General features: G+C 42.1%; 17 protein-coding genes and 1 pseudogene. 13 read left to right on the forward strand and 5 right to left on the reverse strand.

The window, feature by feature from the left end; translation table 11 throughout:
• Nucleotides 1–156 precede the first annotated feature (156 nt).
• On the forward strand, nucleotides 157–810 hold the full coding sequence (locus tag AR334_RS10235; RefSeq protein WP_066309274.1) for a TetR/AcrR family transcriptional regulator: 654 nt from the start codon (nucleotides 157–159) through the stop codon (nucleotides 808–810).
• A gap of 24 nt (nucleotides 811–834) precedes the next feature.
• A pseudogene (locus AR334_RS10240) lies at nucleotides 835–1,571 on the forward strand (GTP pyrophosphokinase family protein).
• 45 nt (nucleotides 1,572–1,616) lie between these two features.
• Here the strand turns inward: AR334_RS10240 and AR334_RS29900 are convergent.
• Together AR334_RS29900 and AR334_RS10245 are read right to left on the reverse strand one after the other, a co-directional pair.
• Nucleotides 1,617–1,769, reverse strand: a complete 153-nt coding sequence (locus AR334_RS29900; RefSeq protein WP_172799201.1) for a hypothetical protein — start codon at nucleotides 1,767–1,769, stop codon at nucleotides 1,617–1,619.
• Nucleotides 1,770–2,046: 277 nt separating this feature from the next.
• Nucleotides 2,047–2,493, reverse strand: a complete 447-nt coding sequence (locus AR334_RS10245) for a DinB family protein (protein WP_066309276.1) — start codon at nucleotides 2,491–2,493, stop codon at nucleotides 2,047–2,049.
• Between the two features lie 199 nt (nucleotides 2,494–2,692).
• Here AR334_RS10245 and AR334_RS10250 point away from each other — a divergent pair, with 199 nt between their 5' ends.
• The 6 genes from AR334_RS10250 to AR334_RS10270 all read left to right on the forward strand — a co-directional run bounded on the left by AR334_RS10250 (nucleotide 2,693) and on the right by AR334_RS10270 (nucleotide 7,916).
• The gene (locus AR334_RS10250) at nucleotides 2,693–5,110 is read left to right on the forward strand and encodes a heavy metal translocating P-type ATPase (RefSeq protein WP_066309281.1); all 2,418 of its coding nucleotides are present in this window, start codon (nucleotides 2,693–2,695) and stop codon (nucleotides 5,108–5,110) included.
• Nucleotides 5,111–5,174: 64 nt separating this feature from the next.
• A complete protein-coding gene (locus AR334_RS10255; RefSeq protein ID WP_066309282.1) occupies nucleotides 5,175–5,996 on the forward strand; it encodes a hypothetical protein in 822 nt (273 codons plus the stop codon).
• A gap of 57 nt (nucleotides 5,997–6,053) precedes the next feature.
• On the forward strand, nucleotides 6,054–6,287 hold the full coding sequence (locus AR334_RS30760; protein WP_082692889.1) for a glutaredoxin domain-containing protein: 234 nt from the start codon (nucleotides 6,054–6,056) through the stop codon (nucleotides 6,285–6,287).
• Between the two features lie 75 nt (nucleotides 6,288–6,362).
• Complete coding sequence (locus tag AR334_RS10260) at nucleotides 6,363–6,695, forward strand: metal-sensitive transcriptional regulator (protein WP_066309439.1); 333 nt, start codon at nucleotides 6,363–6,365, stop codon at nucleotides 6,693–6,695.
• A 15-nt stretch (nucleotides 6,696–6,710) separates the two neighbouring features.
• A complete protein-coding gene (copZ, locus tag AR334_RS10265) occupies nucleotides 6,711–6,917 on the forward strand; it encodes a copper chaperone CopZ (RefSeq protein ID WP_066309284.1) in 207 nt (68 codons plus the stop codon).
• Nucleotides 6,918–7,022: 105 nt separating this feature from the next.
• Nucleotides 7,023–7,916, forward strand: coding sequence for a carbohydrate kinase (locus AR334_RS10270; protein ID WP_066309291.1), 894 nt, complete (start codon nucleotides 7,023–7,025; stop codon nucleotides 7,914–7,916).
• 42 nt (nucleotides 7,917–7,958) lie between these two features.
• Here AR334_RS10270 and AR334_RS10275 read toward each other — a convergent pair whose 3' ends face one another.
• Together AR334_RS10275 and AR334_RS10280 are read right to left on the reverse strand one after the other, a co-directional pair.
• Complete coding sequence (locus AR334_RS10275) at nucleotides 7,959–9,233, reverse strand: MFS transporter (RefSeq protein ID WP_066309292.1); 1,275 nt, start codon at nucleotides 9,231–9,233, stop codon at nucleotides 7,959–7,961.
• Nucleotides 9,230–10,564: an alkaline phosphatase family protein gene (locus AR334_RS10280; protein WP_066309293.1), complete on the reverse strand. Its 1,335-nt coding sequence runs from the start codon at nucleotides 10,562–10,564 to the stop codon at nucleotides 9,230–9,232. Before AR334_RS10280 ends, AR334_RS10275 begins: the two co-directional genes overlap by 4 nt.
• Before the next feature lie 192 nt (nucleotides 10,565–10,756).
• On the opposite strand from AR334_RS10280, the gene AR334_RS10285 reads away from it, so the two are divergent.
• On the forward strand, nucleotides 10,757–11,671 hold the full coding sequence (locus AR334_RS10285) for an alpha/beta hydrolase (protein ID WP_066309296.1): 915 nt from the start codon (nucleotides 10,757–10,759) through the stop codon (nucleotides 11,669–11,671).
• A 511-nt stretch (nucleotides 11,672–12,182) separates the two neighbouring features.
• Here AR334_RS10285 and AR334_RS29470 read toward each other — a convergent pair.
• A complete protein-coding gene (locus tag AR334_RS29470; protein WP_156431238.1) occupies nucleotides 12,183–12,359 on the reverse strand; it encodes a hypothetical protein in 177 nt (58 codons plus the stop codon).
• Between the two features lie 197 nt (nucleotides 12,360–12,556).
• Here AR334_RS29470 and AR334_RS10290 point away from each other — a divergent pair, with 197 nt between their 5' ends.
• From AR334_RS10290 to AR334_RS10305, 4 genes are all read left to right on the forward strand, one after another.
• On the forward strand, nucleotides 12,557–13,057 hold the full coding sequence (locus tag AR334_RS10290) for a flavodoxin domain-containing protein (protein ID WP_066309299.1): 501 nt from the start codon (nucleotides 12,557–12,559) through the stop codon (nucleotides 13,055–13,057).
• A 168-nt stretch (nucleotides 13,058–13,225) separates the two neighbouring features.
• Nucleotides 13,226–14,272 carry an ATP-grasp domain-containing protein gene (locus tag AR334_RS10295; protein ID WP_066309300.1) on the forward strand — a complete coding sequence of 349 codons (1,047 nt, stop codon included), beginning with the start codon at nucleotides 13,226–13,228 and terminating at the stop codon, nucleotides 14,270–14,272.
• 169 nt (nucleotides 14,273–14,441) lie between these two features.
• Nucleotides 14,442–14,828: a thioesterase family protein gene (locus AR334_RS10300; RefSeq protein ID WP_066309303.1), complete on the forward strand. Its 387-nt coding sequence runs from the start codon at nucleotides 14,442–14,444 to the stop codon at nucleotides 14,826–14,828.
• A gap of 315 nt (nucleotides 14,829–15,143) precedes the next feature.
• Nucleotides 15,144–16,077, forward strand: a 934-nt coding sequence (locus AR334_RS10305; RefSeq protein WP_172799202.1) for an Ig-like domain-containing protein, incomplete at its 3' end; no start/stop codon positions are given.

Consider the following 16,077-nt stretch of genomic DNA (forward strand, 5'->3'; position numbering starts at 1 on the left):
ATAGTCATTTCGTTTTGGTCAAGGGGTGTTGGACGGGGAAGTGATATAACATGAACCGTAGTTCAAGTATTGCACGAAATCAGGCTGCTTGTCAACGAAAACGTGAACTCTAGTTCAATTTTTTGTTTTGTGTTATGATAATGGCGAGGTGGTCATATGTCAGAGCGTGAAGAACTGCCTGTTGGCAGCTTTCCATTTGTTCCTAAACAGGAACGGGCCCAGCAAAAACGAAAAGCCCTGGAAGAAAGCGGGCTGATCTTATTTATTGAAAAAGGCTATGAACATACAACGGCCAAGGAAATTTCCGCACATGCGGGAGTGGCAATTGGTACGTTTTATCGATATTTTTCCGATAAACGCCAGCTGCTATTATCCCTGCTTGAGGATAGGATTGGGCAGATGCTGCCTCCGGAGCCAGAGTGGTTCTCGGGCGATCCTGTAGCCAAATTGCATTCCCTGTTGGAAGCCCATGCGGCCCGCTTAGATAAATCGGGACTTCATCGTGTCTTGCCAGAGTTAATTTTGAAAGACCCGGAGTTTGCTGAAATCATTGCAGTCGCTCGGAAGAAAATCTATGAAGGAATCCTTTCGGGAATAAACCAGGCACAGGAACGCGGCTTAACATGGCCTGACATTGATGTTGAAACCGTTGCTTGGTCGATTATGGTACTGGTAGAGAACGGGCATCAAGAGGGAGTTCATGTTGGCAAAAAAGTGGATCTTTACGAACTCGCCAAGGGGGTTTGCCGGTTGGTTTTTCCACCGGACACGCTTATGAAATTACGAACCGAAGACCAAAATGAAAGCTAGTAGGAAAGGACGTTACAATCAAATATGGACCATGCTTTCGACATCAAAGAATTAAAAGCATTGAAAGTGGAACTTACTCGGTTTATGATGGCCTACAAGTTCGCTTTGGATGAAATGAATACAAAAATCAATATCCTCAAAGATGAATTTAATTATATTCATGAGTATAATCCGATAGAACATGTAACATCTCGGTTAAAGTCACCTGAAGCATATATAAAAAGGTGTACCGAAAAGGCTACGAATTTTCATTGCCTTCGATAAAAGAAAATGTCCGGGATATAGCCGGGATCAGGATCACCTGTTCCTTTATGTCTGATATATATAAATTAAGCAACATGATTGCTAAGCAAAAGGATATAACCGTCGTTGAAAATAAGGATTATATTCAAAATCCAAAACCAAATGGTTATCAAAGCCTTCATTTGATTTTACAGGTGCCAATTTTCATGTCTGACCGTGAGGAATTGATCTATGTTGAGGTGCAAATCCGAACAATTGCCATGGATTTCTGGGCAAGTTTGGAGCACAAAATATATTATAAATATAATCAGGAAGTCCCAAAACATATGGTGGCAGAATTAAAGGAAGCGGCTGTTATGGCGTCACAATTGGATAAAAAAATGGAGCGTCTTCATAATGAAATTGCTGAAATTAAACAGGGAAATCAAAATGATGACGGGCTATTTCTGCTGCAAGGACTGCGAAAGGACCTATTTCCATTAAAGCAATTGGAGAGTTTTTTGACAAAGAATGGATAAGTTACGGGTGCCACGTACAAGATTTGTACGTGGCACCATTTTATTTTAAGTATGAAATCTGCGGCCTAAATCTGCAATCATGATTTGTGAGGCAGCATAATCCTGTTCCCGTCTTTTTTCAACTTGCAGTCTCACGTTATGATTGCGGCTATAAACTTTATAACAAACCCCATGTGCCGCCAACATCGCTTTTTCCATTTCACTTGTGTACTTCAATTTTAAATTATGGATTAGAATCTCCTCCTGTTTTTTGAACTGGCTTTTATCATACTATTGATAAAATCACAGCACAAAGTCGAAAAATCATGAAATGATGGGATATCTGGCGGTGAGCAGGTGTGAAGGAAAAATAACCGGTGGGTTCTTAAAATAAATGCCAAATCCTGCCTCTTAAAGCATGTCTTATTTTGGAAGGGGTTTCATTTATTGATAAAAAAATCACGAGGTACTCATCTCGTGACTTTGTGCATCATTTTTAATTAATAATAGCTTTGATCTGCTTCATATGATGTTCATCATGCTCCACCATACCTTCAAAGTACTTTTCAATTGTGAAGTTGTGTTCCCCGATTGAGAATTCCTTTTGAAGGTCCACAATTCCTAGTATCTCAATCAGATTCCTCCGGTTGCTGATAAATTTGTCAATTAACTCATTTTTGCTGATCCCTGAATGGGCAAAAGTTTCCGCCTCATTGTTGATTTCCTGGACATCCACTTCGCCGCGCGGCAATGAATCTAGTTTTAGCATCAACGGCAAACGGTTATTCTGGATATATTGGTCCCAAAAGTATAGGTGTGCCACAATGGCCGCCGAGGACCATTTTCCTTCACCAATCGGTTTAAAGAAAAGTTCATCATTTTCTACTATTTTTAACTCCTCGAGATAAACAGCGATTAATCCAAATTGCTCAATCACGTTCATTAAATTCCCTCCCAAATTTTGCTAACAATAGAATAACAGTTTTTTCTTACAACAAGGTAAGAAAAGGTCTTAAAAAAATTGGAAAAATTTTTATATTTTTTCGTTGACAATATGGGGTAGGGGGGTATAGTATATAAACATAAGATAAAAACTACATCCACACACCAACAAAATCAAAGCGTGGATAGGAGGAAGCTATATGAATGAACTAGTGAAAGAAGTCCAATTACCGATTACCGGGATGACTTGTGCCGCTTGTGCGACCAGAATAGAAAAGGGATTGAATAAAGTGGAGGGCGTACAAGAAGCTAATGTAAACCTTGCCCTGGAAAAAGCGGCAATCAAGTATGACCCCACAACAACGAATGTTGATACCTTTGTAAAAAAAATCAATGACCTCGGCTATGGAGTCGTCACAGAAAAAGCGGAATTTGATGTCATCGGCATGACTTGTGCCGCTTGTGCGACCAGAATTGAAAAGGGGTTAAACAAGCTTGAAGGTGTTACAAAAGCAACCGTAAACTTGGCCCTTGAGAGTGCAAGCGTGGAGTATAACTCTTCACAAGTCAATATTCAGGAAATCATCAAGAAGGTGGAGAAAATTGGCTATGAGGCCAGATTGAAGCAGGATCAAACAGCAGACAGCACTGACCACCGGCAAAAGGAAATTGAAAAACAGCAAGGAAAATTTATCTTTTCCTTAATCCTGTCCTTCCCGCTACTGTGGGCAATGGTCAGCCATTTTGAATTCACCTCGTGGATCTATCTGCCGGATATGCTGATGAACCCATGGGTGCAGCTAGCTCTGGCAACACCAGTCCAATTCGTTGTCGGTAAACAGTTTTATGTGGGTACCTATAAGGCCCTTCGTAACGGAAGTGCCAACATGGATGTATTAGTGGCCTTAGGAACATCTGCCGCTTATTTCTATAGTTTGTACCTATCAATCAGATCGCTTACCACCGGTGAACATATGGTCGAACTATATTTTGAAACAAGTGCCGTGTTAATTACGCTGATTTTACTGGGTAAATTGTTTGAAGCCAAAGCGAAGGGAAGATCTTCTGAAGCGATCAAGAAATTGATGGGACTTCAAGCAAAAACAGCAACCGCCCTACGGGATGGAAAGGAAATCGAGGTTTCACTTGAGGAAGTCGTTGTCGGCGATATCATCTATGTAAAGCCTGGAGAGAAAGTACCGGTTGACGGCGAAATTATCGAAGGCCGATCTGCGCTTGACGAGTCTATGCTTACGGGCGAAAGTGTTCCGGTTGATAAAACAGTCGGTGACCCAGTCATAGGCGCAACCCTTAACAAGAACGGATTTTTAAAAATTAAAGCAACCAAGGTTGGCAGAGATACCGCGCTAGCGCAAATCATTAAAGTGGTCGAGGAAGCACAAGGCTCAAAAGCGCCGATTCAACGGCTTGCCGACCAGATTTCCGGAGTGTTTGTCCCGATTGTTGTCGGTATTGCAGTTGTAACCTTCCTGGTTTGGTTCATCTGGGTGAACCCTGGTAATTTTGCTGAAGCATTGGAAAAAATGATTGCCGTTCTTGTCATCGCTTGTCCTTGTGCGCTTGGTCTGGCAACACCAACCTCGATTATGGCCGGTTCGGGCCGGGCTGCCGAAGCAGGGGTGTTATTCAAGGGTGGAGAACACCTGGAAATGACACACCGAATTACGACTGTCGTTCTTGATAAAACAGGAACTGTCACAAACGGTAAACCAGTATTAACGGATGTTGTCGTTGAAGGCAATCTTGACGAGGAAACCTTCCTGCAACTGGTCGGTTCGGCTGAAAAGCAATCCGAGCACCCACTTGCCGAAGCCATCGTCATCGGAATTAAAGAGAGAGGAATACAATTGTCCGATGTTGCTGAGTTCGAGGCCATTCCGGGTTATGGAATCAGAGCAACGGTCGATAGCAAGGAACTACTGGTTGGGACACGCAAATTAATGAAAAAGTTTAATGTTACGTATGAAACCACAGCCCGGATGATGGAAGAACTCGAAGAAAGCGGCAAAACAGCCATGCTTGTAGCGATTGATGGGGAATTTACCGGCATTGTTGCAGTCGCTGATACGGTAAAAGAAACTTCAAGGGCGGCAATTAAGAAATTAAAAGACATGGGCCTTGAAGTCATCATGATGACCGGTGACAATATCCGTACTGCGAACGCGATCGCCAAGGAAGTTGGCGTGGACGCAGTAATCGCAGAAGTGCTGCCAGAAGGAAAAGCAACGGAAGTCAAAAAGCTTCAAGAACAAGGCAAACGGGTGGCGATGGTGGGTGACGGCATCAATGACGCACCGGCACTGGCGATTGCCGATATCGGAATGGCGATTGGCACCGGAACAGATGTAGCGATGGAAGCAGCCGATATAACCTTGATGCGTGGTGACTTAAACAGTATTGTTGATGCGATCTTTATGAGCAAGAAGACAATTCAAAACATCAAACAAAATTTATTCTGGGCATTCGGCTACAATACACTCGGAATACCAGTTGCGGCCATTGGCTTCCTTGCACCATGGCTTGCCGGTGCAGCAATGGCGTTCAGTTCCGTCTCCGTTGTCCTAAATGCATTAAGATTACAAAGGGTAAAACTTTAATAAAGGGATCGGCCGCGATTCGCGGTCATCCCGAATAAAATCCGAACAAAGGGGAGCAAGTTTTATGAAAAGATGGGCAATTGCAGCGATTATTTATGTGCTCGCTGTCACAGGGGGATATACAATCTATGATGTTTATTTCAATAAGGAAGAAGTGACACATGGAGAAGCTGCCGTACATGAAGAGGCAGCTGAAGTGGAAAAACACGGGGAGGTTGCTGGTCATGGCCATGAAGGAGGTGAGGAGGAGACAGGCGAAGTGAAGACAAATTTCGAATACCACGAAGGAAAAGTCACGATTGCTCTAGAAGATGTAAATGGCAAACCTGTTAATAAGCTTGAAATCAATCACGAGAAGCTATTGCACCTTATTGTGGTGAACGATCACCTTGATCAATACTACCACCTGCATCCTGAAAAAATGGGCGAGGGAAAGTTTGAGATCGCACATGAATTAAAGGAAGGTGCTTATAAAGCATTCATCGATATAAAGCCTGAAAAACTAATTTATCATGTCAACCCGGTCGCCTTTACCGTTGGGGAGCAGCAAGATACACATGGTCATAACAGTCTAAAAGCAGACCCAACATTAACGAAAACCGTTGATGGGAAAACAGTGGAAATGGCAGTAAGCTCGTTTGCAGCAGGGAAACCTGTCACTCTGGATTTTAAAATGAGTGGGGCTTTGGAACCCTATCTTGGCGCTGCAGGCCATGTCGTCATTCTTGATGAGTCAGCCAGCCAGTATCTTCACGTTCACCCGCTTAATGAAAATGAACCGAAATTTGAAACCCAGTTCGATCAGCCGGGAATCTACAAAATCTGGGCCGAGTTCAAACAAGATGGCAAGGTTCGGGTATTCCCTTATGTGATTGAAGTAAAATAATGGAGAGTGACTTGTATGGGACTGAGTCAATTGACGTTGTATACTAGGCCAATGTGACTGGATTGCAAGGCAGCGAAAGAGTTTCTTTCGGGAATTGGTTATCGTTATACTGAAGTAAACGTACAGGAACAGCCTGAAAAAGAGCAGGAATTAATTAAGCTTTCCGGAACGAGAATTGTCCCAACGTTTCTTTTTCAAAAAAAGGGATTCCTCGGCTCGAAAAAAAAGGTTATCATTGGTTTTGAACAAAATCGTGAACAAGTCGAGGAATTGGTGGGATTAAACAAATAAAAGGCTTACTGACCCTATCGATTTACGGTACGGGGGTATGATATAATTGAAGAAAAAGGAGGAGTTCTTGTGTCGATGAATGAAGAGGAAGTTATGGATGAATCCTGTTGCGCAGTTGGAGATGGACATCGAAAAAGTCATCATTCAGATAAGGTAAAAAACAATCTGGTGACACGACTAAACAGGATTGAAGGCCAGATCCGTGGGATAAAAGGGCTAATTGAAAAAGACACGTATTGTGACGATGTTATTAACCAAATTTCTGCGACACAATCGGCGTTAAACAGCGTAGCAAAAATCCTGCTCGAGGGTCATATGAAAAGCTGTGTTGTGGAAAGAATCCAGGAAGGCGATTATGAAGTTCTGGATGAAGTTCTTGTAACCATTCAAAAATTAATGAAAAAATAATGGAGGAATCTAATAATGGAAACTGTAACTCTAAATGTAAGCGGAATGTCTTGTGGTCACTGTGTTAAAGCCGTAGAAGGCAGCGTCGGTAAGCTTGACGGAGTGAAAAAGGTCGAAGTGAAATTGGATAAAGGTCAAGTGGACGTGGAATTCGATGCCAATGTCGTAACTCTTACCACCATTAAGGAAACGATTGATGATCAAGGGTATGATGTAGAATAAATGGGAGGCACTCAGGTTTGGAACCTGGGTGCTTTTATTATTGTAGAAGTTTAAATAACAATGATAGAATGTTAGGAAATACCCAAAGAAAAAGGGGGCACAGCCTTGAGTAAGCAAGGTGTAATTTCACTCGGGGATGCTTTTATAGATTATATCTCCCAAGATCCAAGTAATACAAAATACTACCGATTCCTCGGCGGGGCAACGGTAAACACTGCGGTTTGGACAAGCAGATTGGGGACACCATCCTACTACTTAACGAAACTGGGATTGGAAGAGGATAGTACCTTTGTTGCGAAAGAATTGAAAAAGGAAAAAGTAAATATCGACTATAGTGTGATGGCTTCTGAGAAGAAGATTTGCAGTGTTACGGTTCATCTTAACAAAGACGAGAGAGTTTTCCACTCGTATGATAATCCAACACCAGATATACTTCTGACTGCAGATGAGTTGGAACAAGAGTTGTTCAAGAAAGCTAAACTATTTTATTTTGGGTCAGGAACTCTTTTTCATGAAACGGCAAAAAATACGACAAATAAGGCATTGGAATATGCCAGAGAACATGATTGTCTGGTCGCGTTTGACACTAACATCCGCCTAAAACGGTGGGAAAGTGAAGCGATATGCCGACAAACGGTGCTTTCATTTTTAAAACGCGTCGATATTGTAAAAATGGCCGAGGAGGAATTATTTTTCCTGACGAAAACGAACCACCTAGAAGAAGGTTTGGAAAAACTGGCCGGATTGTCAATCCCGTATCTTTTTATTACGATGGGCGGGGAAGGCGCTTGTGTTGTACATGATGGCAGAAAAATTGTTGTCCCAGGTGTGAAGGTAGAAGCCGTTGATACTACCGGAGCGGGGGATGCGTTCATGGCAGCCATTCTTTCCAGATTTCATGAGGTGGGTACGCCGAAGGATCATTCACAATTAGAGGAATACGTTCAATTTGCTAATGAAGTTGGATCACGCGCCACATTGAAACTGGGATCTTTATAGAAAAAGACGCCTTTCCTTATAGTGAAATGGCGTCTTCTTTTTTTATTGAGGTATGGAACTCGATTGTGAAATTTTGTTTCCTTCCGGCACCCTTAACAGAATCACTCCGCCGATAACAAACAGCACGACCAAGCTGAACACGCCGCTATTGGTATTGCCCGTCATTTGGGCGGTGAGCCCAACCAGGAATGGTCCCAGGATCGCCGCAAATTTATAGAAAATACTATAAAATCCAAAGAACTCGTTGGCATTTTCTTTTGGAACCAATTTTGCAAAGTAGGAACGGCTGAGTGCCTGAATGCCGCCCTGTGAGGTGGCGACTAGCATAGCCAAAATCCAGAAATCGAGAACCGTTTTTAGGAAATAAGCATAAATGCAAATAATGATATAAACGGAAATCCCGACAAGCAGCATCGTTTTGCCTTTGAATTTGTCAGCAAGTTTGCCATATAGGATCGCAAATGGCGCCGCCACTACCTGGGTAGCGAATAAGATGATCAGCAGATTAGTAGAATCAATCCCCAAATCTGAGCCATAGGCGGTGGACATCGTAATAATCGTGTTAACCCCATCAATGTAAAAGAAATAGGCAATTAAAAAAATGAACAACGGGCGGTATGTTCTTATTTTTCTAAACGTTTCAAAGAGCTGTTTAAAACCATTGGCGATTGGGTTTGGCACCCGCTCTTTATAATAAACCTGGTTTACGTTTTTCAGCATGGGAATCGTAAACAACCCCCACCACAATGCTGTAATGGCGAATGCGGCCTGGCTGGCAACGCTGACTGATATCGGCAAAATACTTTGCTGAGCGAGGATAATTAGAGCAATCCCCATAATGAATGGAATCGTACTGCCAATATAGCCCATTGCAAAGCCCCGGGAGGAAATCTTGTTCATCCGCTCCTCTGTCGTGACATCAACCAGAAATGCATCATAGAAAATATTCGTACCGCCAAAACCGATAACGGTGAGCATGTAACAGATTAATAGTACCAACCATTGATTGCTTGGTACCACAGCCAGTAAAAAGGTAAAAATAATGCCTAGCGCAAAGAAAAAGGTAAAAAATCGCTTTTTAAAGCCGCGGAAATCCGCAATGCTGCCCAACACCGGGGCACAGATGGAAATTAATAGTGTTGCAAACGAATTAGCGTACCCCCAGTAAGCAGTAGAAGTCGATCCTGCAAGCCCCGCTTCCGTTGCCGCCGCCTTGAAGTATAGCGGGAACACGGCAGTGGTAATCAGGATGGAGTAGGCGGAGTTGGCCCAATCATAAAAGACCCAGCTCTTCTCTTGCTTTGTCATCCGGCTCATACATTTTCCCCCAATTTATTAGATTCCCAATCTAACATTTCTTCGATGACACTGCCATCGGTATCACCTAAACTAACACCCAAAAGCCTAGCAAAAGTCGGCCCTTCGTCAATCAGCCTTGCTGAAGGAATGGTCCCAGGTTTAATCCCTCTACCGGCAGCCATTAAAATCGTGCCGTAGTTTTCTTTTTTCGGTGAGTATCCGTGGGTTGCCTGTGTATATTTTTTATCTGCTTTTGTGTTTTCAGGGGTTATTTTTTTCAAATAATCTCCTTGATAATCTTCCAAAATAAAATAACCTTGTTTAGCCTCGATCATAAAGGCGCAGTTGCCATCGGCGCCTAGGTTGGCTGCTTCTGGACCAGTAAGAACTTGTTCGATACCGCCATCCGGATTGGTAAGCAAGGAATCCAATAGATTTTTCACAGATTCATAGGTTGCTTTGTCGTTAGGGTCTTTTAGATAAATATATGCCGATCCGTCGCACGTTTTGCAGTAGGCCTTCCAGTCTGTGATTTTCCCTTTCCCATTGACGGAAATCAGGTTCTCCCGCTGGAACAGGACATTTAAGCTAATGGCTTTATCTTCATCAAGGGCACTGTGATCGCCGAGGACCACAATCGTCGAATTTTCATAGATTCCGCTTTCTTTAAGTGCCGAAAGAATTCTGCCAAGCCTTGTATGATGGCGGTCGATCGCCGCCATGGCTTCCTTAGAGGAGAATCCAAAATCATGCCGCATTGAGTCCAAATCTGTAAAATGGATCATCATTAAATTTGGCTTCTTCGTTTTAATCGTATCGACAGCAGCCTCAAGAACAAAATCATCCAGTTCCGGCTGATGTAAACCGTTTCGAATATGGCCGTAGCGTTTATTTAGCTCCCATTGATAGCTGGGTGTTCCGCTTAATAATGAGACTACAATTTGATTATGCCATGGACGGTTGGCGAAAATTTCCGGCATGTTATAATCAATGTTTGCTTTTCCTGTCACCGGCCACAGCAGGGCGGCCGTGGTCAGGTTGGCTTTTTTGGCTTCATCATACAAAGTTGTACACTTGATGGACCTCCGGAACCAATTCCAGTCGGGTGAAATTCGGCCAGGCTGCAGCAATGTATTATTGATGATCCCATGGCGGTTCGGATAATTTCCTGTCACGATGCTTGCATGGCAAGGGTAGGTGACAGACGGATAAATACTTTTAACATTTTTGACTAACGCGCCGTTTTCTAAAATAGTTTGAAAGTGTGGCAAATCTTTCATAATTGGATAATCTAAAGCTGAAAGACAATCAAATGAAATGATAATCAGGTGGTCGGTAAGTCGCTTCATGTAAACCCTCCGAAAGTTATGTACCAGCTATTTCAATTGTACTATAGGAGCTGCGATTGTTACAGAATATTTACAAAACTTTAAAGGAAAATGAATATTTTTGCCAAATCGAAATTGAAAAGGCAGGAAACAGAGATTTTTCCAGTATAATGAAAGTAGGATAATTAATGGTTTTTAAAGAAGGTGTTTGGATTGCCAAGCTTTCAAAATTTTATTTTTGAAAAACTTATGAAGTTATCGGTAAAAAGACTGGCAACTAAAAAACTGCGCGAATGCGGGCTGACTGAACGCAGGAAAAAGTTTGATGAGATTGGGGCAAGGCTGGGTAAACTACCCGAACATTGCCGTCGTCAACCAATTAGAATTGGGGATATGGATGTAGAATGGCTGGCCTTCCCAACATCGAATGCAAATAAAGTGATTCTTTATTTGCATGGTGGGGCGTATGAGTATGGCTCAGCTAACACCCATCGGACCCTGGCCGCAAGGATTGGTCAAGCCGCGGGTGTTAAGGTTCTCCTGCCTGAGTACAGGCTGGCTCCTGAACATCCGTTTCCGTCAGCGATTGAAGACGCAGTCCAGGCCTACCGCTGGTTGCTTCGACAGGGGTTTCATCCTACTGATATTATTTTTGCAGGCGATTCGGCTGGTGCTGGTTTAAGTGTCTCAGCCTCCCTTGTGCTGCGGGATCAAAATGAACCGCTTCCAGCCGCGATTATCTGCCTATCCCCATGGGTGGATTTAACGAGCAGTGGGGAAAGTTATCTTAAAAATCAGCAGGAGGATCCGTATTTAACGGTTGGCGCCGTTAAACGGGCAGCACGGCTATATGCGGGAGAGGAGAGGCTTGACCATCCGTTGATCTCACCGGTTTTTGCGGACTTGACAGGATTGCCGCCAATGTTGATCCAGTCAGGCAGCCATGAAATCCTGCAAAGCGATGCCGAAAAACTTGCGACCCAGGCACGGCTGGGCGGGGTCGATGTTACGCTTCAGATTTGGGAAGGCATGTGGCATGTCTGGCAAATTAGCGGAAAGTTTTTACCGGAAGCAAGGAAAGCTGTGGCCGAAATCGGCTATTTTGCAAGGAAAATATTTCAAAAGTGAAAGCCCAAAGCTGGGCTTTCACTTTCTTAAAGCAAAAATTCGACTCCACCTAGTGAATCGATCTCTCAGTAATTGTTGTGCTTTTCGTTTATTAAACTATTTTCGATTGCTCCATTAATAATTGTTATCATTCCAAGATTATTGTCTATTTCGATATTTGATTTGCCGTTTAAGTTTTGATAGGTTAAAAAATCTTCCCAAATATAGGGACCGGGATGGTCCTTGTCAAACCGGATGATTTCCTAATCTGGAGTACAAATTCGATGCAACTCTTTATTTTTTCGCTCGAAAGAATTTGCAGCAATGGCCAATTTCATCAACATGCCCCATACACCTGAGAAGCTCATATTTTTTAATGGGCTGCTGGTACATTGATGGATGGTAACACGCGCCCCGGAAGCAAATCAGTTGGAAATTGGGTATCTTTCGGGGTAATTTTTATTAAATGGTGAAAGAGCTGTTGTCCGAATGAAAGAGAGGATACGGATGCTTTTGTTGTCAGCTTGTCATATTAATGTTCATCCGATGCTGTTTTGGTAATCTTCCATAATTCTGCGTCTAACTTGCAATGTTTACTTGTCGCAATCCAGATATAAATTTGCGTTGGTTCGACCCAGCGGACAATCGGACCTGCTAAAATTATCGGAAAATCGATTGGAGTCATCATTTCACCTCTTTCTACTTTCATAACAATTACAGCTTACAAAGCTTGTCGGTGGAGGAAGCAACGATATTTGGTGGGATTTAGAAAGTGCCGCGAATTGTCATAATATTGCCAACTATATCCGCGGTTACTGGAATTAACTGATTTATAATAATAAGGAGAGTTCTTTTGTGGATTTTTAGGCTGTATTTCGAATCTGATGATGGAAGGAGAGCATGGTCATGAAAACGTTAATTGTTTATTGCTCATCCCATGGTACGACAGAAAAGGCAGCCGGGATCGTTGCTGAACACCTGGAAGGTGAAGTGTTATCGGTTGATTTAAAGCGTGATAAGGTCGATTTCAACTTAAATGATTATGATACGGTGGTAATCGGTGGTTCGATTCATGCGGGTTCAATCCAGAGAAGAATCAAACAGTTTATCGCCAAACACCATGATGAATTGCTGGAAAAGGAACTTGGCCTGTTCATTTGCTGCATGCGGGAGGGAGAGCTTGCGGTGGAACAATTTAATCAAGCCTTTCCACAAGACCTCAGAAAAAATTCGGTAGCGTTGGGTCTATTTGGCGGCGAATTTCTCGTTTCAAAAATGAATTTCTTTGAACGGCAGGTTGTAAAAAAGGTTGACGGGGTAGTGCAAGACCGCTCAAATCTTGATATGAAAACCATCATGGAATTTACGAACAGAATCAATGACAGAAAATATGCCTTAAAACATTAATAAACTTTTCAAATTCGCCTCTTTAGCAGAAGGGGCTGTTTTTTTTTAATAGCTTATGCCGAATGGTTTTATTAAAGAAGCAATTTGATTTTTGTTCAGATTATCGTTATAATTTCCAAGTGTTTGGAACTTGTTGGAAAAAAGGATCACAACTAGAGTGAGGTTAACATGAAGATTTGGTTTAACAGATGGTTTACCACAGTTTCGCATTATATAGATATGATCCGTGACAATCCTGACAACAGGAAATTTATTATTTATGGGACAAGCCCCAATCCGGATGCACTTTATTTGCAATATTGTGACCATGCCTATGTAGAACCGGAAATATCCGGTGATGAGTATATTGAATATTGTCTTGATTTTTGTCAAACGCATGGAATTGATATTTTCATTCCGCGGAAAGAGAATGTGCAAATTTCCAAGCGGATGTCCGATTTTGAAGCAATCGGGGTGAAGGTACTAGTTTGTCCCGACGCCAAGTTGGTGGAAACGCTAGACAATAAAGCAGCTGCCTATCAACTGTTTTTGAAAAAGCAGGATGAAGGTGTGCCGATTTTTTCGATTCCTGACCATTACGTTGTCAATAATATCGCTGATTTTAAAAAGGCGTTCCAGTTGCTAAAAGAAAAAGGTCATGAGGTCTGTTTTAAGCCTGTAATTGGAGAAGGGGCGAATGGTTTTCGAGTGATAAAGGAAGAAATTGATTCAGTCGACCAGCTTCTCCTCCACGGCACCAGCTTTCGCATGCCTTTTAGCTATGCTTGTGATATTTTGGGCCAGCAGGAAACATTCCCGGATTTAATGGTGCTTGAATATTTGGACGGCCGGGAATACAGTATTGATTGTTTAGCGTCACAAGAAAAGATGTATGTGGCAATTCCGAGAATGAAAGGCGACGGCCGGGTCCGGGAGCTTGTGAACCACCGCGACCTAATTGAAATAGCTCATCAATTTCATCAGGAATTCAAATTGCCATACATTTTCAATATCCAGTTAAAATATAACAACGGAGTACCCAAACTCCTCGAAATCAACCCGCGCATGAGCGGCGGCATGCACATCAGCTGCCTCTCAGGAATCAACCTCCCATACATGGCCATCAAACTCCTGCTCGGAGAAAAAATAGGCGGGATAACACCGAGGTTCGGCATTCGCGCCAGCCACATTGAAAAGGAAATGATTCTCAAAGACGGTTGGTGTCAGGCACCATAGAAAGACAAATCCCCCATTTGTCCACCTGGGGTGGACAAAATGGGGAAATGAGGAGTAGGCATTCAACCATCGGATTTGTTCGGGATACCTTGATTTATTATTATTTAATATTAGGGTAGAATAGTGAAGATTCTAATAATTTTATTTAAGTTGGAAGGAGGGATGGGGATTGACTTATTCGGAACTGGAGTTGGTTGCTCAGACGAGTAAGGGTCATGTGAGCAACGTGAAGTTGTTTGATTATTTCGATCAGGCACGGATGGAATGGTATCGTTTTTGCATTGAACAGGGTGTTGAGGCTGTGGCCGTACATATCAAAGTTGATTATAAAAAGGAAGTATTCAATAATGATAGTTTAATAGTCAGAACCTGGCTGGAAAGAGTAGGAAATACAAGCTTTACACTGATGCAGCAAATGGAAAATACCCAGGGGAATCAGATTGCTTCAGCGGAAGTTATACTCACGACGATTAATCGACAGACCCGAATAAAAACGGCTGTACCCCAAGGAGTAAGAGACTTGCTTCATCAAGATGCAGAATTAGTAACAAACTGACATGAACGATAAATATAAGAATGCATAGACCATCACTGGATTCTACAGGGATGGTTTTTTATTTTGAAAAATAGGGAGTATCTATAAAGGGAAAATCATTTCGGATAGGGAATTTATCCTACTTGATATTATTTATTAGGAAAAAAGGTCTATATAAATGTAAAAATATGTGATAACATGTAATAAAATCCAGGGAACATTTAGCGAAATATGGAAAATATTGTTTTGCGAGTTTCCTATGTGATACATAAGGAGTCTTCTAATTTAGGTATCTATAAAATTTCATACACAAATGAGAGAAAAGGAAGGGATCCCATGGGTTTCAAATTAAAGTTAACCTTAGTATTTTTACTTATTTTTTCTCAACTTCCTATGCATTCTGCGATGGCTAAAGAATTACCGAAATGGATTCCATATGGGGAAGATATCGGAGGTGACAGCTCGCCGAAGAGAATAGATATTGTTGGAGATGAAGTCTATCCTGCTGTTTTTTATTATTCGGACAGTGAGTACATATATTTTCGGATGAGAGTAAATGAAAATCCAAAAGGCCCTAATGGTTTTGGTCAGTTTGCATGGACAGTAGTATTTAATACTGATACCAAGTTTGAAGGCTGGGAGTATATGCTTACGGTTAACGGTAAAGATGAACGTGTTGAATTATGGAAAAATGCAGGTGAGAAGAAAAAGGGTCACGATTGGAATACTGAAGAAGATTATCAATTATGGAGTGGACCTGCGTCCCAGTATGCAAAAATAGAAGAAACTGAAACAACATTTGATAATGACCAGGATTATTTCATTGATTGGAAAATATCGCTTTCTACTTTTACAGATTTTACGAAAATTGATATTAACACTCCTTTTCGGATGTTCTTCGTAACCTCCGCTTCTACAAATAATAAAAATTTTTTTGAGGGGGACATCGTTGGGGGAGAAGCTACTGTAACACTAAACCGGGCACCGACTATAAAAGAGCTTTCTAAGGTAAAAATCGATAAAAACACCTTGGCTGAAGGTATAGTTGAGGCCAATGACCCGGATGGCGATGCGTTAAATTATACGATTTCTGCCCAAGGTGCGCACGGTATAGCTGAGATAAACGGGGCGAACGAGTGGAAATATTCACCTGAGAAGGATTATGTAGGTGAAGACAGCTTTACAATCACTGTTTCGGATGGAAAAGGCGGTACTGTAAGTGCTGAAGTCAAAATCCAGGTTAACGAAGTTGATGTAGAAGAACCGCCTG

It is taken from the genome of Bacillus sp. FJAT-29814, assembly GCF_001510715.1.
In the GTDB taxonomy this organism is placed as follows: domain Bacteria; phylum Bacillota; class Bacilli; order Bacillales; family Cytobacillaceae; genus Neobacillus.

What these genes read in the sequence shown, in the direction of transcription:
- AR334_RS10235 (WP_066309274.1), top strand. Translation starts at nt 157, where the DNA reads ATGTCAGAGCGTGAAGAACTGCCTGTTGGCAGCTTTCCATTTGTTCCT.
- AR334_RS29900 (WP_172799201.1), bottom strand. Translation starts at nt 1,769, where the DNA reads ATGGAAAAAGCGATGTTGGCGGCACATGGGGTTTGTTATAAAGTTTAT.
- AR334_RS10245 (WP_066309276.1), bottom strand. Translation starts at nt 2,493, where the DNA reads ATGAACGTGATTGAGCAATTTGGATTAATCGCTGTTTATCTCGAGGAG.
- AR334_RS10250 (WP_066309281.1), top strand. Translation starts at nt 2,693, where the DNA reads ATGAATGAACTAGTGAAAGAAGTCCAATTACCGATTACCGGGATGACT.
- AR334_RS10255 (WP_066309282.1), top strand. Translation starts at nt 5,175, where the DNA reads ATGAAAAGATGGGCAATTGCAGCGATTATTTATGTGCTCGCTGTCACA.
- AR334_RS10260 (WP_066309439.1), top strand. Translation starts at nt 6,363, where the DNA reads ATGAATGAAGAGGAAGTTATGGATGAATCCTGTTGCGCAGTTGGAGAT.
- copZ (WP_066309284.1), top strand. Translation starts at nt 6,711, where the DNA reads ATGGAAACTGTAACTCTAAATGTAAGCGGAATGTCTTGTGGTCACTGT.
- AR334_RS10275 (WP_066309292.1), bottom strand. Translation starts at nt 9,233, where the DNA reads ATGAGCCGGATGACAAAGCAAGAGAAGAGCTGGGTCTTTTATGATTGG.
- AR334_RS10280 (WP_066309293.1), bottom strand. Translation starts at nt 10,564, where the DNA reads ATGAAGCGACTTACCGACCACCTGATTATCATTTCATTTGATTGTCTT.
- AR334_RS29470 (WP_156431238.1), bottom strand. Translation starts at nt 12,359, where the DNA reads ATGAAAGTAGAAAGAGGTGAAATGATGACTCCAATCGATTTTCCGATA.
- AR334_RS10290 (WP_066309299.1), top strand. Translation starts at nt 12,557, where the DNA reads ATGAAAACGTTAATTGTTTATTGCTCATCCCATGGTACGACAGAAAAG.
- AR334_RS10295 (WP_066309300.1), top strand. Translation starts at nt 13,226, where the DNA reads ATGAAGATTTGGTTTAACAGATGGTTTACCACAGTTTCGCATTATATA.